Here is a 25,161-nt window from a genome sequence, read left to right on the forward strand (position 1 = left end):
TGAAATGACTCCCTTTTAATTTGCTTTTATTAGTTCTTCAAACTCTGAAATGGACATGCGTATTTCTCTAGGTTTAGTACCCATTTCAGGACCAACAACGCCTGCTTCCGCAAGCTGATCCATGATACGTGCCGCCCTATTAAAGCCTATCCTAAAGTTTCTTTGAAGATAGCCAATAGAACCCTTTTGATTTTCTATAACAAGACGACCTGCTTCATTGAATAGTTGATCTCTAGAATTGTCAGGTTCTCCAGAGATTGACACTGAACCAGATCCAGTCTCAGAGTTTTGAATTTGAGCCTCTATATTCGAATCGTATTCTGCATTTTCGTTATTATTTTTAAGGAAATCCACTACTGCACTTACTTCATCATCACTGACAAAGGCACCCTGTACACGAATAGGCTTAGAAAGATTTTGTGGAGCATAAAGCATATCACCATTTCCAAGCAAATCCTCTGCACCATTCATATCAAGAATAACACGTGAATCTGTTCCTGATGAAACAGAGAAAGCAATTCTTGAAGGAACATTAGCCTTGATAAGACCAGTAATAACATTAACAGTAGGCTTCTGTGTAGCGATAATCAAGTGAATACCTGCTGCCCTGGCAAGCTGAGCCAATCTAACAATTGAATCTTCTACATCAGCTGCGGCAACCATCATAAGGTCCGCAACCTCATCCAGAATAATAACAAGCTGTGACATTCTCACACGCTTTTCCTCTGGTATAGACTCAGGCAATGCATCAGAATCAACTTTTTCGTTGAATCCTTCGATATTACGCACTCCTGCCGATGCCAAAAGCTCGTATCTATCTGTCATTTCCTTTACAGCCCAATGAAGAGCTCCTGCCGCCTTTTTAGCGTCAGTAATAACAGGTAAAAGAAGGTGAGGAATTCCATTGTATACAGAAAGCTCTACCATCTTTGGATCAACCATTATCATCTTAACCTCATCAGGTGTGGCATGATAAAGAATACTCATGATGATGGTATTGATACATACTGATTTACCAGAACCCGTAGCACCTGCAATAAGAAGGTGAGGCATCTTTTCAATATTTCCAACAACTACGCTACCTGAAATATCCTTTCCAACACAGAAGGAAATCTTTGACTTAGCATTCTTGAATTCTTTCGAAGATACAAGCTCTTTGAAAGAAACCATTGTCTTTTCTTTATTTGGAACCTCAATACCAATAGCAGATTTGCCAGGAATTGGGGCTTCTATACGAACGTCAGTAACAGCCATATTAAGCTTAATATCATCAGAAAGGTTTACAACCTTTGATACTCTAGTACCCTCTGCGATTTCAAGCTCATAACGAGTAACTGATGGTCCCAAAGTAACCTCAGTAACATTAGCCTGAACACCAAAATTGCCAAGTGTACGCTGTAGCTTACCAGCCATCTCCTGAAGATACTCTCTAGAATCTCCCGCGCCCTTCTTAGCATCCTTAAGTAATGAAATAGGTGGAAGCTTAAATGGCTTCTTAGGTTTCTTTTTATCTGACTCAATAGAAGCTCTAAGAGATTCTGATGAATCCTCTATTTCTGCCTGAGTAGAAGCCGATGGCTTAGGCTTTCTAGTAGAAGTCACTGGTTCCATAACTGCTTCTGGCTCTGGTGTAGGCTCTGGAGCAGGTGTAGGAGCCGGAGTATTAATAACAGGCTCCACTGGCTTAGGTGCAACAGCAACCTTTGGCTCAACCACTACTGGCTGCTCTGGCGAAATAAATGTAGCTGTTTCGTTTGTAGCCACAAGAGGTGTAACATTCTTGAAAGAATGTGTGCTCTTAGACTTTTTATCTCCGGAACGAAGGCGATGCCTGCTTGTATTTGTAATTTCTACATCAGACTCTCCTTCAGCCATGTTGATTTTGATTTCGTTAACACCATCAGCAGACAATGATGCTTCTGAAAAATCTGGCATAAGTGTTGTGTTGGTAGTAACGCCAGAATGCTTTCTCTCTCTTCTTGAACCACCCTTTTGATTCATTTGCTCAAGCTCGAGAGCTTTTTCCTCGTTAATTTTATCAATAATAGCCTGACGGTCAGAATTGTATCTGGTTTGATTTGCTTCACGTTCCATAAGCTGACGTTCTCTTCTTGCGCGTCTCTTAGCAGCTGCCCTATCAGCATGATATCTAGATGATTGCTGCACTCTATCGAAAGCAAAACGCTCAATAATAATGATTGTAGAAACAACCATTGCGATAATATCTATTAAGTAAGCTCCAAACAAACCGAAGCTATCATATATTCCAAAAACGATGGCGCCTCCCAAAAGGCCTCCACCATTGTGGTTATCCCTCGAATATTCAAATGTAGAAAGTGGCCCTAATACATCCTGCCCATGGATAATAAGCTCCACAAATACGCTAATAAATATAAGTAAAACAGAACCTGCAATAACTTTCGCTACTGCTACCTTGTTACCATAGTTTGAAATAATGAAAAATGCAGAAAATGCAACCATAAAAGGCAAGATAAACTGAATAATGCCAAAAATACCAAACAAGAAATCGGCAATGGCATTACCTACAACTCCGCCAAGCCCAAAATTGCTAATACAAAGTAAAATGCACAGCACTAAAGAACCCCAAAGGATAATTTCCTTTGAAGAATCCTCGAAAAATGGGTCCTCGAATTCAACCTCCATAGAAGCCTTTTTAGCTCTTGTGGAAGTAGATTTGTTGTTGCTTTTTTTAGTAGTGTTTCTGCGGGAATTATTTGATTTTCTTTTAGAATTATTCGTCCCTTTTGTTGCCAATATATAACCTCTTACAATCAAAAGAGAATAGTCAAGCTATTCTCTTTTGTAAATTACTATTTGTTAACCTATCAAATAGTTGTAAATATTTTCGTATTTTTCTTTTTGTACAGCCCAAGAATAGTTCTTGTTCATGCCACGCTCAACCATTTTATTCCACTGAGTCTTTTTATCGAAAAATACAAACTTACTGTAATTTACAGTGTTAAGAAGCTCATCACCGTTGTAATTTGCAAATGAGAAGCCATCTCCTGTCTTTTTGTACTCATCAAAAGCTTCAACTGTATCGCTAAGACCACCAGTCTCACGAACAATTGGAACTGTTCCGTATCTAAATGAAATAAGCTGTGTCAAGCCACATGGCTCGAATCTTGAAGGCATCAAAAATGCGTCCGCTGCCGCATAAAGCTTGTGAGCAAGATTGTCGTCATAACAAATGTTAGCAGAAATCTTCTCTGGATACTTCCATGCATAATGCCTGAACATATTCTCGTACTTTGACTCGCCTGTGCCAATAACAACAAGCTGAGTAAAATCATCAACTATTCCTTCAATGCAATAATTGATAAGATCAAGGCCTTTTTGATCTGTAAGTCTAGAAATAAGGCCGATCATGTATTTCTTAGGGTCAACCTCAAGACCTAAATCAGCCTGAAGCTTTGCCTTATTAACCTTTTTGTTTTTACGGAATGTAGAAACATCAAAGTTTTTGTAGATTTTAGAGTCCTTAGCAGGATCATATACATCGTTATCAATACCATTAACAATGCCCTGCATGTCGTAGTGGCGAGCACGAAGCAAGCCATCTAGCCCCTCTCCATAGTATGGGGTCTGAATCTCATCGCAGTAGGTTGCAGAAACTGTTGTGATATAGTCTGCATAAACAAGACCACCCTTAAGCATATTTCCGCATTTTTTGTATTCAAGCTTATCTGGAGTAAATAAATTCATAGACAAGCCCGAAATACCAGCTACTGTCTTGGTGTCCCACATACCCTGGAACTTAAGGTTGTGAATAGTCATGACTGATTTCATCCCCCAGAAGAACTGGTCTCCCTGGAAATCATTCTTTAAATAAACAGGAATAAAACCTGTCTGCCAATCATGACAATGAATAAGATTTGGCTGGAATCCGATAAGTGGAAGCATTGATAAAACAGCCTTATCAAAGAATATAAACTTTTCAAGATCCCATCTATCCTCAGAATAAGGATAGAAACAATCGAAATAATCATGATTATCGATGAAGTAGTAAGTAACCCCATCTAACTCATATTCAAAAACGCCAACATATCTAGTACCTACAAGTGGTCCCATGTTCATTTGGAAGCTAGTTAAAAACTTGAAGTCCTTCTTGTATTTCTCTGGAATAAATGTGTAGTATGGCAAAACCACCCTTACATCAAAGTACTCCTTTGAGAATTCCTTAGGAAGTGCTCCACAAACATCTGCCAATCCGCCGGTTTTGACAAATGGTACGCACTCGCTGGCAGCGAAAAGTATCTTATTCATAATTATAAACCCCTCAATTTTTATTTATTCATTCCAGTTGTGATATACGTTCTGAACATCATCGTCATCATCAAGAAGATCAAGAATCTTGTTGATTTTGTAGAGATCCTGCTCATCTGTAAGATCAACGTATGTCTGAGGAATCATTGTAACCTCAGCATCAGCCATAGGAATATTTTCAGCCTCAAGAGCTTCTCTAACTGCTGAGAAATCCTCTGGAGCTGTATAGATTTCGAAGCAATCCTCTTCCTCAGAGAAATCTTCTGCACCTGCATCAAGTGCAATCATCATAAGATCATCAGCTTCCATAGAGCAATCCTCTTTAGAAACGATAATCTGACCCTTATTATCAAACATGAAAGATACGCAACCTGGTGTACCGATGCTTCCGCCGCCCTTTGTAAATGCTGAACGAACGTTAGCAGCTGTACGGTTACGATTGTCTGTAAGGCAGTCAACGATAATAGCTGTACCGTTAGGACCATATCCTTCGTATGTAACAGACTCGTAATTTACAGCATCTGCGTTACCAGCAGCCTTCTTGATACCATTTTCAATTGTTGCATTTGGTACGTTGTTAGCCTTAGCCTTAGCGATAACATCACGAAGCTTAGAATTATTATTAGGGTCTGGGCCGCCTTCCTTAACTGCTACAGCGATCTCACGACCAATTATTGTAAAAATCTTACCCTTTGCAGCATCATTCTTTTCTTTTTTGTGCTTAATATTTGCGAACTTTGAATGTCCTGACATAAAATTATTTACCTCTTTTCTATTCTAAATCTCAAAAAATTATAACAAATCACGGCCTTTTATTCAACGTGCCTTTTGCGTCTAACATATACGCTATCTATGACTTTATCGGATACATTTTTAATATAAAAAACGTAATTATCATCCTCTAAAGTAAAGGAACTGCCATCCTCAGGAATCTTGCCATTTAAGGAAATTAAGTATCCATTGAGAGTTTCATAATCATCAGATAGCTTTGTACCAAGAATTTCTTCAACCTCTTCAAGAGAAGTTCCTCCATCCATCACAAAAGAATCCTCTGTCTTAACCTCTATAGAGTTTTCCTCCTCATCATGCTCATCCTCAATATTTCCAACGATTTCCTCAAGAATATCCTCCATGGAAAGTAAGCCGGAAACCTGTCCATATTCGTCAACTACGATAACCATATGGCGCTTTTTAGACTGCATCTTAGCAAATAAAGTATTGATTCCATGTGTTTCTGGAACAAACTCAGCCACTGACATAAGTTCATGTAAATCCTTAACTTTCACATTATCAATATCCTTATCATAGTATGTGAGTAGATCCTTTATATGTAAAATGCCAATGATATTGTCTAAATCCTCAATATAAACCGGATAACGGCTCATATTATTCTCATTTATAAAATTTATAGCCTCTCGCAAGGTACTATCACCATTCACCGCAACGATGCTTTTTCGATGAGTCATGATATCCTTTGCATCGGTATCGGAAAACTCAAAGATATTCTGTATCATAGCTGCTTCGGAGGCCAAAATATTGCCATCCTCGTGCCCCTCATTTACAAGAGAAATAACATCTTCCTCGGTAATATTTTCTTGCTTAGACCTTCTGTACAAAATAATTAGCCCTATTGCTTCAATAACAACAATAGCCAATAAAAAAATAATTAAATAGGGATTGGACCCGTCTTCCATAAATACTCCTTTCTCGAAATACGTAAATTATCACACTAATAATGATACCATATATATAAGAAAAAGACTAAACATTATGGTGTTTAGTCTTTTAAAAAACAGTGAATTCTATTCGTCTGTGGAAGACTCTGCTTCCTCTGTATCTTCTTTTGATTCTTTGGAAACGGCATCCAAATCAACTTCTTCAAGCTGAATATCTGATAAGTCTGTTTTGTCGTTTTCATCCTGCTTGTCAGCAGGTGTTTTAACAGAATCGCCCTTGTCATCGATTGTTCCGATATAGAAATCTCCATTCTGCATATCAAACAGATTTAGCACTTCCATACCAAAAACATCATGCATATATGAATAAATCTCTTTATTGTTAATCTCACGATTATGCTTACGAATAACGTTTTTCTTAAGCTGAACCCTTACATCCTTAATCCAGTTAGTGATTTCCTCGGCTTCTGTAGAATTAGTGCGGAGTTTATCATAGCAATAATCCATAGTAGCCAACATCAATTCTCGATTAACATCATCTGTCTGCTGTGGAAGTTCGCTAAGCTCGTCTTCATTTGACTGAATACGTTCTTTGCATTCCTCCAAAAGTCTTTTATCATCATCCAACTTCTTAGAAACTAAATCTGAAGTTCCTTCCATATTGGACATGACTGAAGCCATCAAGTTTTCTTTGACCTTCTTAAGGTCCTTAAGTTCCTTTTTAAGCTCAGCCTCACGTTTCAGTAAGTCATTTTCCTGCTTTTCAAGCTCTTTAACCTGTTCTGGCTTTCCACCTAAAGCAAAAAGTCTATGCCATTTCTGATCCAAAATAAGCATAGGAACCTTGATTTTGGAAATGGCAGTTGTAAAATCCCTGTCCGCCATATACATTCACCTACTTCTGTTGAGTAATGTTATAAGAAAGTTGCATCAAACTATCTGATAAATGAACATTCTCTATAATAACATCAGGAATATCATCTAAATCAACGTGAGCAAAGTTCCAAATTGCATGAACACCAAGAGAAACAAGCTTTAAAGCTGTAGATCTGGCGTTTGACTTTGGCAATGTCAAAGCTGCAATCTCAACATCATTATGTTTAATGAATTCTGGAAGCTCATCAAGCATCTGAACAGGAATGTCTCTAACCAACTTTCCTTTAAGCTCAGGATTAACATCGAATAATCCAATAATTTTGAAGCCTACACGCTCAAATTTAACATAACCTGCAATAGCCTGGCCTAAGTTACCAGCGCCAATAACGATAACATTATGTGTTTCGTTAACTCCCAAGATATTTCCGATTTCATCATGTAAATATGCAACATTATATCCATAACCCTGCTGGCCAAAACCACCAAAGTTGTTAAGATCCTGTCTAATCTGAGATGCTGTAACATGCATTCTCTTACTTAAATCATTTGATGAAATTCTTTCAACACCATCGTCTAAAAGTTCGCCCAAATATCTGTAGTACCTAGGAAGTCTTCTGATGACTGCTTGTGAAATCTGTTTATCCAAACCATATACCTCCTAATTACAATTTTCAATCTTAATTATAAAATCACACAAAAACTATGTCAAGATTTTAACAAAGACTTAATAAATGCTTAAGATAAACTTAACTCCTCCCACTGAGAATATAAATCTTCCAATTTTAAATCTATTTCATTCTGTTCTGCAGTTAATTCGTTGAGCTTTGCAGAATTTGTCATATTCTCTGGCTTTAAGAATTCGTCTTGAATCTTTGCCTTTTTTTCTTCTAGTTTTTCTATCTCTTCTTCGATTTTTGAGATTTTGTTTTGAAGCTTTCTCTTTTCTGCTTCAATTCTCTTTTGTTCTTTAAAATCAAGTTTTGCAGCTGTAGCGTTAGAATCTGCTACAGATTCCTGGGTTGAAACAACATTTGCTGCAGAAAGTTGTTCCTTCTTTGCAATATAATCATCGTAATTGCCAAGGTACTTTGTAAAATGACCATCTGAAAGTTCAAGAATCATATTTGCAGTACGGTTAACAAAATATCTATCGTGACTTACATAAAGCAAAGTTCCATCATATTCGTTAAGTGCTTCCTCAAGCATTTCTTTCGAATCCATATCAAGATGGTTTGTAGGCTCATCAAGGATTAAAAGATTAGACTTAGAAAGCATAAGCTTTGCAAGAGAAACACGACCTCGCTCTCCACCGGATAACTCGCTAATGCGTTTAAAAACATCATCCTCTGTAAACATAAATGCAGCTAATGTGTTTCTAACCTGAGTCTCTGTAAGATATGGATAAGCATCATGAAGCTCACTGAAGATAGTGTTTGACTCAGTAAGTCCTTGCTGCTCCTGGTCATAATATCCTACAGTAACATTTGCCCCAAAGCGAATCTCTCCTGATTCAAAATCCGTGAGACCATTGATACACTTAAGGATTGTAGTCTTTCCTGTACCATTATCACCTAAAATGGCAATTCTATCCCCTTTATGAACCTCAAAGGATAAGTCTGTAAAGATATTTTTATCATCATACGATTTTGTCACATGAGAAAAATCTAAAACATCCTTCCCACTTTCCTTTTCCACCTCAAGGGTAAGTCGCATTCTAGGCATATCCTTATCAGGGGCATCCATAATATCGATCTTATCAAGCATTTTCTTTCTGCTTTCCGCTCTTTTAATGGATTTTTCCCTGTTGAAGGATTGAAGCTTTTCAATAACAGCTTTCTGGTGTTCTATTTCCTTTTGCTGCTTTTCATAGCTGCGCTCATATGTGAGCTGATATAAAGCCTTTTGCTCAGAAAAAGCTGTATAATTTCCTGTATATACACTAGTGCGTCCGTAGGATAAATCAACAACATGATCTACAATTCTATCAAGGAAATATCGATCATGAGCAACAATTACAACTGCGCCTTTATATGAAGATAAATATCCTTCCAACCACACGATTGAATTCAAATCCAAATGGTTTATAGGCTCGTCTAATAAGAGCAAATCTGGCGATGATGCAAGAAGACGTCCCAAACTAACTCGTGTCTTCTGACCACCAGAAAGCTCATTCATGCTTTTATTTAAATCATCCCCTTCAAAACCAAGGCCTTTTAATATGCCTACAGCTTCCGAACGGAATGTATATCCACCTAATAAATCAAATTGATGCTGTAACTTGTGATAACTTTCCATAAATGTCGCAGCATCTTTACTATCAAGATTTGACATCTCCATTTCCATGTCTGAAAGACGTTTTTCCATGGAAAGCAAATCTTCACGTGCACTAAGTACTGTATCTAAAATGCTACTACCGAAAGAATCTTCCTGATACTGAGCTAAATAGCCCATAGTAGCATCTTTTTTAAGAGTAACTTCACCACTGTCCGCTGGTAAATCTCCAACTATTATTTTTAATAGGGTAGATTTTCCTGTTCCGTTGTTACCAACGATAGCTACTTTAGAACCCTCATCTACTGTAAAAGTGGCATCTTTTATAATGCCATCTTCACCAAATGATTTAAAAATATGCGAAACATTAAGTAACATAGTTTTTCCTTAAAAAATGCGCCTGACTAATGTCAGGCGCCAAATAAAATCTAATTTTACTGAACATCCTTAATAGAGAAGCTGATGCGTCCCATCTTGTCCTTGCCAAGGCATACAACCTTAACAGTATCACCAAGAGTAAGAACATCTTCTACTCTGTCAATTCTTTCCTTAGCAATCTTAGAAATGTGAACCATTCCTTCCTTGCCTGGAGCGAACTCGATAAATGCACCGAATTCTTTGATGCTTACAACCTTACCTGTAAGGATCTGACCCTGTTCGAAATCAGTTGTAATGATTTCGATCATTCTCTTAGCCTCATCCATCTTTGCAGCATCTGTACCACAGATTGAAACGTTTCCGTCATCTGTAATATCAATCTTAACATCACATCTAGCAATGATTTCGTTGATTGTCTTTCCACGCTGTCCTACAACATCACCAATCTTCTCTGGATCAATTGAAAGCTGGATAATCTTTGGAGCATACTCGCCAACTTCCTTACGTGGCTCAGCGATTGCCTTGCTCATGCAGTTGTCCATGATGAAGAATCTAGCCTCACGGCAACGAGCGATAGCACCCTCAACGATTGGACGTGTAAGACCGTGAATCTTGATATCCATCTGGATAGCTGTGATACCTTCTTTTGTACCTGTAACCTTGAAGTCCATATCGCCGAAGAAATCTTCAAGACCCTGGATATCTGTAAGAAGAACGAAATCGTCATCTGTATCGCCTGTAACAAGACCACAAGAAATACCAGCAACCATAGCCTTGATAGGTACACCAGCTGCCATAAGTGACATACATGAAGCACATGTTGAAGCCATTGATGTAGAACCGTTTGACTCGAATGTCTCAGATACAGCACGGATTGCATATGGGAATTCTTCTGGTGTAGGAAGTACTGGAAGAAGTGCTCTCTCTGCAAGTGCACCGTGTCCAATTTCTCTACGTCCTGGTCCTCTAGAAGGCTTTGTCTCACCTACTGAGTATGCAGGGAAGTTATAGTGATGCATGTATCTCTTCTCAGTAACGAAAGCATCAAGACCGTCAATCTTCTGAGCCTCTGAAAGAGGAGCAAGAGTTACAACGTCGCAAATCTGTGTTTGTCCACGAGTGAACATAGATGAACCGTGAACACGTGGAATAATATCTACTTCTGCAGCAAGTGGACGAATCTGTGTGATCTCACGACCATCTGGACGCTTGTGATCCTTAAGAATCATCTTACGTACTGTCTTTTTCTCGTACTGGTAAATTGCCTCACCAAGAACAGCAAGCCATTCTTCGTTATCAGCAAATGCTTCTTCAAGACGCTCAGTGATCTGACGGATATTCTCCTCACGAACCTGCTTCTCGTCTGTGAATACAGCACCTTCCATCTCCTCAGGAGTAACGATTTCCTTCATCTTTGCGAAGAGCTCCTCAGGAATTGCGCATGATGTGTACTCATGCTTTGGCTTACCGCATTCCTTAACCATCTCATCGATGAATGCGATAACTGTCTGGTTAACATCATGACACTTGTAGATAGCTTCAATCATCTTGTCCTCTGGGATGATGTTTGCGCCAGCTTCAATCATGATAACCTTTTCTCTTGTAGAAGCAACTGTAAGCTTAAGGTCACCCTTATCCCACTGCTCCTGTGAAGGGTTTACGATAAACTCTCCATCGATCATACCCATCTGTGTCATAGCGCAAGGGCCATCAAATGGGATATCTGAAATACATGTAGCAATAGCTGCACCGAGCATAGCAACAAGCTCAGGACGGCACTGTGGATCTACTGCCATAACCATGTTGTTAAGTGTTACGTCATTACGATAGTCCTTTGGGAAAAGTGGACGCATAGGTCTATCGATAACACGAGATGTAAGAACTGAGTTCTCAGATGCCTTACCCTCTCTCTTATTGAAACCACCAGGGATTTTACCAACAGCGTATGTCTTTTCTTCAAACTCAACAGAGAGTGGGAAGAAATCGATACCATCCCTAGGCTTGTCTGATGCAGTTGCAGTTGAAAGAACTGTAGTCTCACCATACTGAATAAATGCTGCTCCATTAGCCTGTGCAGCAACTCTGCCGATATCAACACGAAGTGTTCTACCAGCCAAATCCATTGTAAATGTCTTCATGGTTTTCTCCTTCAAATATTTTATTATTTAAGCATCAACCCGAAACTACTGAAAACGAAGAGTTATACTCTCCTAATTCAGTGGCTTCGGATCTTGCTTGAAATCGAAAAACAAATAAGAAAATGAGCGGAGTAAGCAATACTCCGCTCTTATAGATTACTTTCTTAAGCCAAGACGCTCAATGATTGAACGATATCTCTCAATGTCAGTATTCTTAAGGTATGCAAGAAGGTTTCTTCTCTTACCAACCATCTTCATCATACCACGACGTGAATGATGGTCACCTGGGTTAGCCTTAAGGTGCTCTGTGAGCTCAGAAATACGAGCTGTAAGAACAGCAATCTGAACCTCTGGAGAACCTGTGTCACCAGCTGTTCTAGCATACTCATTGATAATTGCCTGCTTCTTCTCTTTTGTAATCATTTTAACTACCTCCTAAAAACTTTTAATATGCCGTAACTAAGGAAAAGGTCGGAGTGTCCAAAACCTGAGTTACAGTAAATTTCGTACCGATATATAATAACACAGCTATAAAAATATGTAAACTATGTATAAATAGGCTTTTTTAAACTGTTACTGTATTAAATCTTCGATTGCATATTTATTAACACCTGCTAATTTTCCACTATTTACATAAACAGTAGAAAAATCATAATTCAATGCAAAATAAATCTGTCCTGTTTCTTCATCAGTTTTACCTAACGAAATAAATGTTGAATAGCCGTTTGCATCCTTAATAATGTACACAGGTGAATCCTGATTTAGGCCGTATTCATCGCCATTTCCATCTTCATCCTCATTGGCAATGATGTCTACAAATCTAACATCTGTAATATAATTCAACAGCTTTTCTATTCTATCTTCGTTTATATCGATGCTAGGGTCATCTGTGTAAACCCAATCCTCTCCATCTCTTTCAAAGGTTAATAGAATGTTATTGCTATCAGTCATCTGGAAGCTATAAACTTCTTCATTATCAAGCAATATAACATTATCGCCTTCATCTTCTATTTCGCTGGCTTCATCCAATACTTCTGCCTGTTCATCAGAGCCATCAAGGTTTTGTATCATTTTTGCTGGGTTTTTAGAATTAAAAGTAATAATCAAAACCACAATAAGCAAAACAATGGCCAGTACAAGAAATATGCCTTTATAATTCTTTGAAATAAACTTCTTCATCATTTCCTCCAAGAAAATATTCTTTACTTAGTATAACAAAAAAGTATTAACAAACAAAGAAGCCGGAGCCATAAGCTCCAGCTTCTAAATAATTATCTGTAGATGATATCGTCTCTTCCAGGACCATTTGAAACCATTGTGATTGGAAAGCCAATTTCCTTCTCAATGAACTCAATGTAGTTTCTGCAGTTCTCTGGGAGATCTTCGTATTTCTTAATTCCACGAATATCTGTCTTCCATCCTGGAAGCGTCTTAAGTACTGGCTTAGCCTTTTCAAGCTTGCTAGTAACTGGGAAGTCTGTAGTAACCTCACCATCGATTTCATAGCCAACACATACAGGAATCTCATCAAGATATCCAAGTACATCAACAACTGTAAATGCTACATCTGTTGTTCCCTGCATTCTACATCCGTACTTTGAAGCAACACAGTCGAACCATCCCATACGACGTGGACGACCTGTAGTAGCACCGAACTCACCGCCATCGCCACCGCGACGTCTAAGCTCATCAGCTTCATCACCGAAGATTTCAGAAACAAATGCACCTGCACCAACAGCTGATGAATAAGCCTTACATACTGTAACAACCTGCTTTAACTCCTGAGCTGGGATACCAGCACCGATGCAACCGTATGGAGCAAGTGTTGATGAAGATGTAACCATTGGGTAAATACCATGGTCTGGATCCTTCAAAGTACCAAGCTGGCCTTCAAGAAGGATAGTTTTATTTTCTTTAAGTGCGTTCCAAAGGAATGCTGATGTATCGCAAACATAAGGAGCAATCATATCGCGGTATTCATGTAATGTCTCAAGGAGCTCCTCTGGATTAAGGAGTGGCTTGTGATATAAATGCTCAAGAAGAACATTCTTCTGATCACATGTACGAACAACCTTTTCCTTCAAAAGCTCATCATCAAAAAGCTCCTGAACCTGATAACCGATTTTTGCGTATTTATCTGAGTAGAAAGGAGCTATACCGCTCTTTGTTGAACCGAAAGAAGCCTTTCCAAGACGTTCTTCCTCGTATTGATCAAAAAGGATGTGATATGGCATAACAATCTGTGCTCTATCAGATACAAGAATGCGAGGTGCTGGTACTCCTTTCTCTACAATAGAGTTAATCTCTTTGATAAGGATAGGAATATTCAATGCGACGCCATTTCCAATGATGCTAGTGGTGTGATTATAGAATACACCTGAAGGTAATGTGTGAAGCGCGAACTTACCATAGTTGTTTACGATAGTGTGTCCTGCATTTGCACCACCCTGAAAACGAACAATGATATCAGCATTCGCTGCCATCATGTCTGTAATCTTTCCTTTGCCTTCATCGCCCCAATTGGCACCTACAACTGCTTTAACCATAACAATCCTCCTAAATTACAATTAAATTAATTTATATCAATCAATTTCTTAGTCACTGTACAAGCAAGTGCGCCTGGTCCAATGTGACATGAAACTGAAAGTGATAACGGATCTATCCAGATATCTTTGCCTGGGAATTCAGCTTCTAATTCTTCTTTAAATTTTTCTGCGGCTTCCTGATTCTGTGTGTGAGCTATAGAAATCACAACATCATCAAGATTGTCTGTATGAAGGACATTTTGCATATCCTTTTTTAATGCTTCAATCATAGTCTGCTTTGCAGCCTTAACTGTACGAGCCATTGAATACTTATCAAGCTTCTCTCCGTAGATTGAAAGTACAGGCTTAATCTTTAACAGTGAACCGATTGCAGCAACTGCTGGAGTAAGTCTTCCGCCCTTTTTAAGGTATTCTAGTGTATCTACAGTGATGTAGATAGTAGATAAAGACTTGATTTCCATAAGAGCATCACAGATTTCCTGTGCACTCTTTCCTAAATCGGCAAGCTTTTTAGCCTCCAGTGCTGAAAGCTTCTGTGTAACTGAGATACGCTGATTATCTACAACTACAACCTTGCCATCGTAATCATCTGCCAGCATTTTAGCTGTAGCGCAAGATGAAGATAAACCGCTAGACATAGGAATATAAACTATTTCATCATACTCTTTAAGAAGCTTATCCCATGTATCCATAAGATTTCCTGTGATAGGCATTGAAGTAGTAATCTCGCCGCCCTGTGTAAGCTTCTCATAGAACTGTTCCTGAGTTAAATCGATATCCTCGTAATATAACTCACCATCAATATAAAAAGGCATAGGTATAACAAAAACTCCATAGTCCTTGGCCTGTGCCTGTGTAATGCCACTATTGCTATCTGTAAGAATTGCAACTTTGCTCATAAATCACCTCAAAAAATACTCTGTGTTAAACAAAACACCGCTGATTATTCTAACATAATCAGCGGTGAAAAGAAACAACTAAAGCATAATTTTAGTACATGCCACCCATTCCACCTGCGGCAGCAGCGGCAGCTGCAGCATCAGCAGTAGGATCTTTAATATCTGCAACAACAGACTCTGTTGTAAGAAGTGTTGCAGCAACAGAAGCAGCGTTTAAGAGAGCTGTTCTTGTAACCTTAACAGGATCAAGGATACCAGCCTTAACCATGTTTACATACTCTTCGTTGTAAGCATCGAAACCAATACCAACTTCTGACTCGCGTACCTTGTTGATAATAACAGATCCCTCAAGACCTGCATTTGCAGCGATGTAGAATAATGGAGCTTCAAGAGCCTTAACGATAACGTTTGCACCTGTCTTCTCATCACCAGAAAGTGTATCAGCAAGAGCTGCAACTTCCTTCTGAACGTGGATGTAAGCAGATCCACCACCCTGGATGATACCTTCCTCTACAGCAGCACGTGTTGCGTTAAGAGCATCTTCCATACGAAGCTTAGCTTCCTTCATTTCTGTTTCTGTAGCAGCACCTACACGGATAACTGCAACACCACCTGCAAGCTTAGCAAGTCTTTCCTGAAGCTTTTCTTTATCAAACTCTGATGTTGTCTCATCAATCTGTCCACGAATCTGAGATACACGAGCCTCGATTGCAGCCTTATCACCAAGACCATCAACGATAACTGTGTTCTCCTTGTTAACCTTTACAGACTTAGCACGACCAAGCTGCTCAAGAGTTGCATCCTTAAGCTCAAGGCCAACTTCCTCAGAAATTACCTGGCCACCTGTAAGGATTGCGATATCCTGAAGCATTTCCTTACGTCTGTCACCATATCCTGGAGCCTTAACTGCAACAACGTTGAATGTTCCACGAAGCTTGTTAAGGATAAGAGTTGTAAGAGCCTCGCCCTCGATATCCTCAGCAATGATAAGGAGTCTAGCACCTGACTGAACAACCTGCTCAAGAAGTGGAAGGAGTTCCTGAATGTTAGAAATCTTCTTGTCTGTAATAAGAATATATGGATCATCAAGGTTTGCTTCCATCTTGTCCATGTCTGTGCACATGTAAGCTGAAATGTAACCTCTGTCAAACTGCATACCTTCTACAAGGTCAAGCTCTGTCTGCATTGTCTTTGATTCCTCGATTGTAATAACACCATCGTTAGAAACCTTTTCCATAGCATCAGCTACCATCTGACCTACTTCATCATCACCAGCAGAAATTGCTGCAACACGAGCGATCTGCTCCTTGCCATCTACAGCCTTAGACATTTCAAGAATAGCCTTAACAGCACAATCTGTAGCCTTCTTCATACCCTTTCTAAGAACGATTGGGTTTGCACCAGCAGCAAGGTTCTTCATACCTTCCTTTACCATAGCCTGTGCTAAAACTGTAGCTGTTGTAGTACCATCACCTGCTACATCGTTTGTCTTTGTAGCAACTTCCTTTACGAGCTGAGCACCCATGTTTTCGAATGCATCCTCAAGCTCAACATCCTTAGCGATAGTAACACCATCGTTAGTGATAAGTGGAGCACCGTAAGACTTTGAAAGAACAACATTACGTCCCTTTGGTCCAATAGTAACTCTAACTGTATTTGCTAATTTATCTACGCCTGCCTCAAGAGCCTGTCTTGCTTCAGCGCCATACTTAATTTCTTTTGCCATAATAATCTACCTCTTTTCCTAAATATTATTCTACAACTGCGAGAATATCATTCTGACGAACGATAATGTACTCCTCGCCTTCAAGCTTAACTTCTGTACCAGCGTACTTTGAATATATAACCTTCTGGCCTTCTTTAACCTGCATTGTGATTTCCTTACCGTCGACAATTCCGCCAGGGCCAACAGCTATAACCATAGCTTCCTGTGGCTTCTCCTGTGCTGCAGATGCAAGAATAATACCAGACTTTGTAGTCTCTTCTGCTTCGCACTGCTTTAATACAACGCGATCTGTTAATGGAACTAATTTCATTTTATATTACCTCCTAATTTAAGTATCAAAATCATTTATTAGCACTCCATTCAGTCGAGTGCTAACCACAAAGAGTATAATAGGATTCTCTCGAATCAGTTGCAAGCAATTAAGGTTAGTAGTTTTCGAAAGAATCCTATGAAAAGCTCTTATTTTCTCTTTATTTCTCATTTTTTCTCATTATTAAACTTTTAGGTAGCTTAGAAAGCAGAGAATGCTTAAGACTATCGCCACCTGCAGCCGCAAGTTTGCCAAATACATCCAAAATCAAAGCCTGATTCTTCGGATCAAGAGTTTGTATCTCTTTTGTTAGCGACGCAATAGACCTGACTTTACTAGATGTAATCTGCGAAAGCCTTGTAGCCCCTGATGAGCTAATAAGCGATGAAAAGAAAACATCACCAAATGCAGCCCTGGTCTCATAATCAAACTGAACAGCCCATTTCTTGATGACTTCATCAATTAAAACTGAAGACGAGGCAACTGCATCTACCTGTTCAAATTTATTGCGTTTTATCTGCCAGCTCAATGGGTCATGTTGGTTAATCCCCTTCGCATCGCTGACAATAACCTGCATCTTTGCCTCTGTATACATAAGCATTCCAATAATAGATTCTTCCGGAATAAACTTATGAACTCTATTAATCATAGCTTTATAAGCAGGCTTTTTGAGGACTTCCGGAATAAATCCAGGTCCATCAAAATTGTATACTTCTAAGATACTATCCTGTATATGGCCCCTGCAGAATGTGCTTCCATAAACAGCAAAATTACCACCCTTTGAGTGGCCACCAATTCGAAGCTTTTTCATTGTCCTAGCAAAATTGGTATTGAGATAATCTGCCGCCTGAAGCTGACCGCCAGTGCCTTCGGAAAAGCACATATTAAAATCTTCTTTCCACCCAACAAGTGTATCGTCAGTTCCTCTGAAAGCAACAAAAATAGTGCCATCAGGCAAATAAAAACTGCAAACAGCAAACTGAGTCTGTTTCCTAGCGTCAACATCATTAACAAAACCTGCAAGCTTCATTCCACCAAATCTTTTAGAATTAGCCATTTTAGGCATAATAAAGGGAGCAAGCTTAGTCATAGCTGTTCTTGCCATCAAACCTTCTTCTGTGAATTTTTCAAAAAATTTTTTGTTGAGATCTTCTATCGAGATTTTTTCTTTAATGCCAGGACCAGGCACTAAACCATCAAAAGGTGCATACACCAGCTCACAAAGAGCCAGTGCATCCACCTCATTAAACGGATCTATATTGAAAGGGACATCCCCTCTCCAGTCAAGATAATCAAAGATGTTAGCCATACAACATACTATTCCTCAAATAAAGCATCTGAGCCAGCCTCAGGCTGTGACTTTTTTTCTTCTGCAAACTCAACTACAGGCTCTTCCTCAAAAATAGATTCATCTACTTTGTTTTTGCCTGAAATTGGAGAATCCTCCATGTTGCGATTAAAGTTTCTATTAGAATCCTTTTTATGATCCCTAAGGCCAATCGCCATAAGTAACAATGAAAATAGAGAAAATGCTCCTACCACTACTAAGTAAGTGCATGCATAAACATTTCCATCAAAAATCTTGATAGGTGTTAAGAGCAGGTAAATGCTTGCGGCAATTGTAGCTGCTCCAAGAATCAAACTTAAGAACCAAGAGCCTCTTTGAATGTGGAACAATGCAAATGACTGCTGAAGCATGATTGCACCAAAAACCACGCCAATGAGACAAACAAGGGCATCAATAAATGCTGATACAATATCCGCATTTACGATAAAAACTGCACCTATTACAACAAGGATGACACCCATTGTAAAACCATAGCTAGTGATTCTAGTAAATTCATGATTAAAGAAATATTTAATCATGTAGTACATTCCAAAACAAATAAATAAAATACCAAAACCTAAAATAGAGAATGAATATACCACTTTTGAAATAAACTCTACATTAAGTGTGAGCAAACAAATACCAACAGCCAGGTAAGCAATCGCTCCGATAATATTGGCAATCAAGCCTGCCTTTGAGTCCTTAATTTCTTCTTGTGTGTGAGCCATAGTCTCCTCCTTAGTATTGATTAAGTGATAATAATCAGTATTTAACCAAATAATATAGCAGTAAGATTTATTAAACAGTGAGCAATAATGCACATAGATAAACGTTTATTTTTAATATACATAAATCCAAGGGCTGCTCCCATCAATACTGCATATATGAATTGTACTATATTATTGTGTAGAATTCCAAAACAAATTGAGGAAATCACTACCGCTGGAACCGGGCCATACCATAAGCATAGCTGGCCTGTTAGAATCCCTCGCATTAATAATTCCTCCAATATAGGAATTACTAAACAATTGCATAACACCTTCATTACTAAATCGCCATCAGTAAGTATGCTGTTGGCTCTGGCAAAGCCTGCCGACGATTCAACCAACCCACTATGTGTCAGAGCTACGTTAAGTAAAACTGCCACAGCTACTGTTGCCACAACCCATATCGCATATACGAAGACTTGCTTTTTGTTTTTAACAGGCTCCGGAATAAGCTTTGGAACATTTGAATAAATAATATACATTGGCACAATGCAAACAATGCCTGCTATAAGCAGACATGTAAGCTTGCCGTATTTATCTCCTATGATATCAAGAAGCAACGAAACTCCCAGCTGATATACAAAGAAATAAACAAGCAATGGATATATAATTTGAATGATTCTATTCTGTCTAATTTGCTTCAATGTATTCAAGCACCTCATTTGGATAGTCTAAAATAGTGACAGCTCCAGCATCTTCCAAATCCCACTTTGAACCAAAGCCCCAGGAAACACCAATGCAATCGATACCTCTTTGTGCAGCACCTTCTGCATCGAACTTAGTATCACCAACAAGAACAGTTTCTTCCTTTTTGTGCCATGGTGCACGCGAGAAGCATAAATCAATAACCTCTGCTTTTGTATCTATTGATGCATCCAATGTAGCTCCACAAATATCAGTGAAATAATGGTCTATACCAAGCTTTGCCAAAAGCTTTCTAGCTGTAGGTTCAGGCTTTGATGTACAAACAAACAAGCAATAGCCTCTTTTGTTTAATGCAGCAAGAAGCTCTTCTATACCAGCGTAAACCTTGGCATTGAACATACCATTTTCCTTGTCATAGTACTGTCTGTAAGCGGCAACAGCACCATCAAAATCCTCATCCTTAATATGTAAAAGCTTTGGAAAAGAATATGTAAATGGTGGCCCTACGCATTTACGAAGTGTAACAAAATCCGGAATGTCATATCCGTATTTTGTAAGGGCAACCTTCAGCCCCTCAATAATACCAGGAGCTGAATCAACAAGTGTGCCATCTAAATCAAAATAAACATTTTTTATCATTTCTTAACGCCCTTTGTGTCTCTGCTTGCGATGTGAAGTCGTCCGATTGAAACAGTTTTGTCTTTAACCTTAACATCTACATTTTCGCCTTCGCCAAGAATGTAAATATTAATAAGCTCGTCACCCTTGCCAAGTTTCATTCCACGGACACCAACTGCTGTCTTTTTCTTTTCAGGAATTGTGTCCCCTTCAATTCGAAGGAACATATCCTTTGCAGACTGCATTACAACAGAGCTACCAGGATTAAGCTTGCCAACACAAATAACCTTATCGTCATCAGCAAGTTTAGTTGCAGCAATTTGCTTTCTAGTAACGTCAAATTCTGCACCCTCAACAACCTTAATCATAGATTGCTTAGTACCGAATAAAAGTCTTGATTGGATAATGTTAGCCATTGAATCTGCAAAGATAAGATTCTGCTTTGTAAGGTCAATCTTTGAGCCCTTTTCTGCAGTGTCGATTGGCTGTCCCTTGTCGCGGAACTTACCAAATGGCAAGCTGAGAACCTTAATCGCATGCATATCTCCGTCGTCTGTAAAGAGACAAATCTTGTCTATATTTTTACAGAAGATAATCTTTTTAGATTCTGTCTCTGCTGCTTCTTTATTACGCTCGAATGTAGGCATATCTACTACACGAGCATATGCAAATCTGTCGATAAGAACTGCCACATCGATTTCCTCGATTGGCTTTTCTTCTACAACAGCCTCTTCTACATTATCAATGACTGTACGACGCTCTCTAGCGTACTCTTTCTTGATAGCCTGTAAATCCTTGATGATAACCTTTGCCATCTCTGCACGGCTTTCAAGAATCTTTGTATAATCAGCAATCTTCTGCATTGTCTCAGCATAATCACCACGCAATGCTTCGATTTCCAAACCGATTAATCTGTGGAGACGCATATCAAGGATAGCCTGAGCCTGACGCTCAGTAAACTTGAGTAAAGCTGCATCCTTTTTCGACTGCTCTGACTTAAACTTGATACCTTCTGTGATACCTTCAACAAGACATGCCTTAGCCTGCTTTACATCCTTTGAACCACGAAGAATTTCGATGATAAGGTCGATAACATCGCAAGCCTTAATCAGACCTTCCTGGATTTCCTTTTTCTCACGCTCTTTTCCAAGCAAATGAGTGTACTTTCTAGTGCAAAGCTCATACTGGAAGTTAACATGATGTCTGATGATTGGAACGATGCCGAGAGTCTCTGGCTTTCCATCAGCAACAGCAAGCATGTTTACACCAAATGTATCCTCAAGACGAGTCTTCTTGTAGAGGAGGTTAAGGACATTCTGAGCATCCGCACCCTTGCGAAGCTCAACAATAATTCGCATACCATCCTTTGAAGATTGGTTTGAAATATCTGTAATATCGTTGGTCTTTTTAGACTCAACAAGTGAATATATATCATTAAGGAACTTTCCGATATTGGCACCAATCATAGGATAAGGAATCTCCGTAATTACGATTTGTTCCTTACCACCTTTAATCTTTTCGATTTCTGCCTTACCACGGATTTTGATTTTACCAACACCTGTAGAATAAATCTCAAGCAAATCATCCTTGTTAGTGATGATGCCACCAGTTGGAAAATCTGGACCAGGAATTATTTTAAGCATCTGAGCTGTGTTAATATCTGGATCCTTCATATATGCAATAACGCCATCAATAACCTCACCTAGGTTGTGCTGAGGGATTGATGTAACCATACCAACGGCAATACCGTCGGAACCATTGATAAGAATATTAGGAACACGAACAGGAAGAACCTCTGGCTCCTTTTCTGTCTCATCATAGTTTGGTACGAAATCTACAACATTTTTATCAAGGTCCCCAAGATAAACCTCCTGGGCAACCTTAGCAAGACGAGCCTCAGTGTAACGCATAGCAGCGGCACCATCACCTTCGATGGAACCAAAGTTACCATGGCCATCAACAAGTGGAAGGCTCTTCTTGAAATCCTGTGTCATAACAACAAGTGCTTCGTAGATTGAGCTGTCACCATGTGGGTGATATTTACCCATGGTATCACCTACGATACGGGCACTCTTTTTATATGGTTTATTATAATCAACCTTTAACTCGTACATATCGTACAGGGTACGACGCTGTACAGGCTTAAGACCATCTCTAACATCTGGAACTGCACGTGCAAGGATAACCGACATAGAATAGTCTATAAAGGATTTCTGCATAATCTCAGAATATTCGGTTCTTATAATCTCACTAGGCATCTATCTCTGCCTCCTTTGCATGTTTGTAAATAAAGTCTTTTCTAGGAGCAACGTCGCTGCCCATAAGAAGCTCTGTTACCTCGGAAGCCATAAGAGCATCCTCAATTTCAACAAGCTTAAGCTTACGACGCTCAGGATCAAGTGTAGTTTCCCAAAGCTGATCCTTATCCATCTCACCAAGACCTTTGTATCGCTGAAGAGTGAATGTCTTTCCATTCATCTTTTTACGATATTTATCTAGTGCAACATCATCGTAAAGGTATTCTTCCTCGCCCTTTGTAGGAATAGCCTTGTAAAGAGGAGGCATAGCGATGTATACGTGACCTTCCTTGATAAGCTCTGGCATAAATCTATAGAAGAATGTCAGAAGCAATGTACAAATGTGGGCACCATCTACGTCGGCATCGGCCATGATTACGATTTTGTCATAGCGAAGCTTTGAAATATCGAAGTCGTTACCATATCCCTCAGAGAAACCACATCCGAAAGCATTGATAAGTGTCTTGATTTCAGCATTTGCAAGAACCTTATCCATTGATGCCTTTTCAACATTAAGAATCTTTCCTCGGATAGGCATGATAGCCTGGTACATACGATTTCGAGCCATCTTTGCAGAACCGCCAGCGGAATCTCCCTCTACGATAAAGATTTCACACTTGCTTGCATCTCTTGATTCGCAGTTTGCAAGCTTACCATTCTGGTCGAAAGAAAACTTCTGCTTTGTAAGAAGGTTTGTCTTTGCCTTTTCTTCGGATTTACGAATCTTTGCAGATTTCTCTGCACAAGAAATAATTGCCTTTAATGTATCTAAGTTTCTATCGAAATAGAGAACAAACTCATCCTGACAAATCTTCTGAGTAGCCTTTGAAGCATCTGGATTATCAAGCTTTGTCTTTGTCTGTCCTTCGAAGCGAGGATCTGGATGCTTGATAGAAACAATAGCTGTAATTCCGTTACGAACATCGGCGCCAGTGAAATTAGCATCCTTATCCTTTAAGATACCAAGCTCACGGGCATAGTTATTGATAACAGTTGTAAGAACTGTCTTGAAACCTGTGATATGTGTACCACCCTCAGAGTTGTAGATATTGTTACAGAAACCAAGGATATTCTCCTTGAATTCGTTACAATACTGGAATGCAACCTCAAGCTCGATTCCATCAGCGCTACCGCTGAAATAGATAACATCATGAAGAGCTTCTGCAGTTTTATTAATCTCCTTTACAAAGCCCTTGATTCCCTCTGGCTCATGGAAAGTGAGATACTCTGGCTCCTCACCACGTAAATCTGCATAATTGATTGTAAGACCTGGATTAAGATATGCAGTCTCGTGAAGACGTGACTTAATATCTTCCTCCTTGAAATAAGTCTTTTCGAAGATTTCTGGATCAGGAAGGAAGTTGATTTTTGTACCGTGCTTTGTTGTCTTGGCAATCTTTGGAAGAAGTCCATCAACAAGCTTTTCTGTAGGTACGCCTCTTTCGTATCTATCGTGGTGAACGTAACCCTCACGGGAAATATCTACAGTCATGTATGTACTAAGAGCATTTACAACTGAAGAACCTACACCGTGAAGACCGCCGGATGTTTTATAGACACTGTCATCAAACTTACCACCTGCGTGAAGTGTAGAGAAAACAAGACGTGCAGCAGGCACACCCTTTGCATGCATTCCAACTGGAATACCACGACCGTTATCCTCTACTGTACAGCTGCCGTCCTTTTCAAGAGTAACATGGATAGTGTCGCACTCACCGGCCAAATGCTCATCTACCGAATTGTCCACTATCTCATATATAAGATGGTTCAAGCCCTTTCGTGATGTTGAACCAATATACATGCCGGGTCTTTTTCTAACAGCCTCAAGACCTTCTAAAACAGATATACTGCTGGCATCATAAGTAACTTTGTTTGCCATAAAATCATACTCTCTTTCGATATAATTTATAAAAACGCTGAAAGGCGTCTGGTACAAAACCAGGCGCCAACGTAATAAATACTAATGTTTTCCAGTGGAACCAAATCCGCCTTCTCCTCTAGCGGTATCAGATAAATTTGAAACCTCATTAAAGTCAACAGATAAAAATGGTACAACCACCAGCTGAGCAATCTTTTCAGCTGGTGTAATAACTCTAGCCTGCTCTCCATCGTTGTGAAGGGCAACCTTTATTTCTCCCCTGTAATCAGAATCTACCACGCCAACACAGTTTGCTGGTCGAAGACCTTCCTTTGCAGATAATCCGGAACGAGCAAAAATGCCTCCGAAATACCCTTCAGGAATCTCCATCGCAAGACCTGTTCCAATCATCTTGGTCTCGTGAGGCGCAATAGTAACATCCTCTGCAACATCAGCAAATAAATCATAACCAGCTGCTGATACTGAGCCACGCTCAGGAAGCTTTGCAGAATCAGTCATACGCAAAATATTAATATTCATTT

General features: G+C 39.3%; 21 protein-coding genes. All 21 read right to left on the reverse strand.

Annotated elements, in window-relative coordinates:
* Window positions 1-15: 15 nt before the first annotated feature.
* Window positions 16-2,775 (reverse strand): FtsK/SpoIIIE family DNA translocase, encoded by a 2,760-nt coding sequence (locus BMY66_RS02050; RefSeq protein ID WP_242942667.1) that lies wholly within the window; start codon window positions 2,773-2,775, stop codon window positions 16-18.
* Between the two features lie 63 nt (window positions 2,776-2,838).
* The gene (locus tag BMY66_RS02055; protein WP_044934336.1) at window positions 2,839-4,287 is read right to left on the reverse strand and encodes a glycogen synthase; all 1,449 of its coding nucleotides are present in this window, start codon (window positions 4,285-4,287) and stop codon (window positions 2,839-2,841) included.
* A gap of 24 nt (window positions 4,288-4,311) precedes the next feature.
* Window positions 4,312-5,040 (reverse strand): YebC/PmpR family DNA-binding transcriptional regulator, encoded by a 729-nt coding sequence (locus BMY66_RS02060; RefSeq protein WP_033154067.1) that lies wholly within the window; start codon window positions 5,038-5,040, stop codon window positions 4,312-4,314.
* 59 nt (window positions 5,041-5,099) lie between these two features.
* On the reverse strand, window positions 5,100-5,903 hold the full coding sequence (locus BMY66_RS02065; RefSeq protein WP_242839251.1) for a hemolysin family protein: 804 nt from the start codon (window positions 5,901-5,903) through the stop codon (window positions 5,100-5,102).
* Between the two features lie 186 nt (window positions 5,904-6,089).
* Window positions 6,090-6,848 (reverse strand): hypothetical protein, encoded by a 759-nt coding sequence (locus BMY66_RS02070; RefSeq protein WP_090393990.1) that lies wholly within the window; start codon window positions 6,846-6,848, stop codon window positions 6,090-6,092.
* A 10-nt stretch (window positions 6,849-6,858) separates the two neighbouring features.
* Complete coding sequence (locus tag BMY66_RS02075; protein ID WP_033154065.1) at window positions 6,859-7,485, reverse strand: redox-sensing transcriptional repressor Rex; 627 nt, start codon at window positions 7,483-7,485, stop codon at window positions 6,859-6,861.
* Window positions 7,486-7,574: 89 nt separating this feature from the next.
* The gene (locus BMY66_RS02080; protein ID WP_090393991.1) at window positions 7,575-9,488 is read right to left on the reverse strand and encodes an ABC-F family ATP-binding cassette domain-containing protein; all 1,914 of its coding nucleotides are present in this window, start codon (window positions 9,486-9,488) and stop codon (window positions 7,575-7,577) included.
* A gap of 56 nt (window positions 9,489-9,544) precedes the next feature.
* Window positions 9,545-11,626 (reverse strand): polyribonucleotide nucleotidyltransferase, encoded by a 2,082-nt coding sequence (locus BMY66_RS02085; RefSeq protein ID WP_044934332.1) that lies wholly within the window; start codon window positions 11,624-11,626, stop codon window positions 9,545-9,547.
* A 156-nt stretch (window positions 11,627-11,782) separates the two neighbouring features.
* A complete protein-coding gene (gene rpsO / locus BMY66_RS02090) occupies window positions 11,783-12,049 on the reverse strand; it encodes a 30S ribosomal protein S15 (RefSeq protein ID WP_028247035.1) in 267 nt (88 codons plus the stop codon).
* Between the two features lie 150 nt (window positions 12,050-12,199).
* Window positions 12,200-12,805: a DUF4340 domain-containing protein gene (locus tag BMY66_RS02095; protein WP_177175557.1), complete on the reverse strand. Its 606-nt coding sequence runs from the start codon at window positions 12,803-12,805 to the stop codon at window positions 12,200-12,202.
* Window positions 12,806-12,897: 92 nt separating this feature from the next.
* Window positions 12,898-14,172, reverse strand: coding sequence for an adenylosuccinate synthase (locus tag BMY66_RS02100; protein WP_044934328.1), 1,275 nt, complete (start codon window positions 14,170-14,172; stop codon window positions 12,898-12,900).
* A 26-nt stretch (window positions 14,173-14,198) separates the two neighbouring features.
* Complete coding sequence (locus BMY66_RS02105) at window positions 14,199-15,071, reverse strand: DegV family protein (RefSeq protein ID WP_090393993.1); 873 nt, start codon at window positions 15,069-15,071, stop codon at window positions 14,199-14,201.
* 91 nt (window positions 15,072-15,162) lie between these two features.
* The gene (groL, locus tag BMY66_RS02110; protein WP_090393994.1) at window positions 15,163-16,797 is read right to left on the reverse strand and encodes a chaperonin GroEL; all 1,635 of its coding nucleotides are present in this window, start codon (window positions 16,795-16,797) and stop codon (window positions 15,163-15,165) included.
* 25 nt (window positions 16,798-16,822) lie between these two features.
* Window positions 16,823-17,107 (reverse strand): co-chaperone GroES, encoded by a 285-nt coding sequence (locus BMY66_RS02115; RefSeq protein ID WP_033154058.1) that lies wholly within the window; start codon window positions 17,105-17,107, stop codon window positions 16,823-16,825.
* 160 nt (window positions 17,108-17,267) lie between these two features.
* Window positions 17,268-18,416, reverse strand: a complete 1,149-nt coding sequence (locus BMY66_RS02120) for an Mbeg1-like protein (RefSeq protein ID WP_090393995.1) — start codon at window positions 18,414-18,416, stop codon at window positions 17,268-17,270.
* Between the two features lie 8 nt (window positions 18,417-18,424).
* Window positions 18,425-19,162: a DUF308 domain-containing protein gene (locus BMY66_RS02125; protein WP_090393996.1), complete on the reverse strand. Its 738-nt coding sequence runs from the start codon at window positions 19,160-19,162 to the stop codon at window positions 18,425-18,427.
* Between the two features lie 41 nt (window positions 19,163-19,203).
* Entirely contained in the window at window positions 19,204-19,845 is a 642-nt protein-coding gene (locus BMY66_RS02130) for a CPBP family intramembrane glutamic endopeptidase (RefSeq protein ID WP_177175558.1), read from the reverse strand.
* Window positions 19,832-20,485, reverse strand: a complete 654-nt coding sequence (locus BMY66_RS02135) for an HAD hydrolase-like protein (protein WP_033154055.1) — start codon at window positions 20,483-20,485, stop codon at window positions 19,832-19,834. Before BMY66_RS02135 ends, BMY66_RS02130 begins: the two co-directional genes overlap by 14 nt.
* Entirely contained in the window at window positions 20,482-22,722 is a 2,241-nt protein-coding gene (locus tag BMY66_RS02140; RefSeq protein ID WP_074790468.1) for a DNA gyrase/topoisomerase IV subunit A, read from the reverse strand. The genes BMY66_RS02135 and BMY66_RS02140 overlap by 4 nt, the downstream gene beginning before the upstream one ends.
* A complete protein-coding gene (locus BMY66_RS02145) occupies window positions 22,715-24,640 on the reverse strand; it encodes a DNA gyrase/topoisomerase IV subunit B (RefSeq protein ID WP_090393998.1) in 1,926 nt (641 codons plus the stop codon). The genes BMY66_RS02140 and BMY66_RS02145 overlap by 8 nt, the downstream gene beginning before the upstream one ends.
* A gap of 81 nt (window positions 24,641-24,721) precedes the next feature.
* On the reverse strand, window positions 24,722-25,159 hold the full coding sequence (gene dut, locus BMY66_RS02150) for a dUTP diphosphatase (RefSeq protein ID WP_044934314.1): 438 nt from the start codon (window positions 25,157-25,159) through the stop codon (window positions 24,722-24,724).
* Window positions 25,160-25,161: the final 2 nt, after the last annotated feature.

The sequence above is a fragment of the Pseudobutyrivibrio sp. C4 genome (assembly GCF_900111635.1).
GTDB classification, from domain to species: Bacteria; Bacillota; Clostridia; order Lachnospirales; family Lachnospiraceae; genus Pseudobutyrivibrio; species Pseudobutyrivibrio ruminis.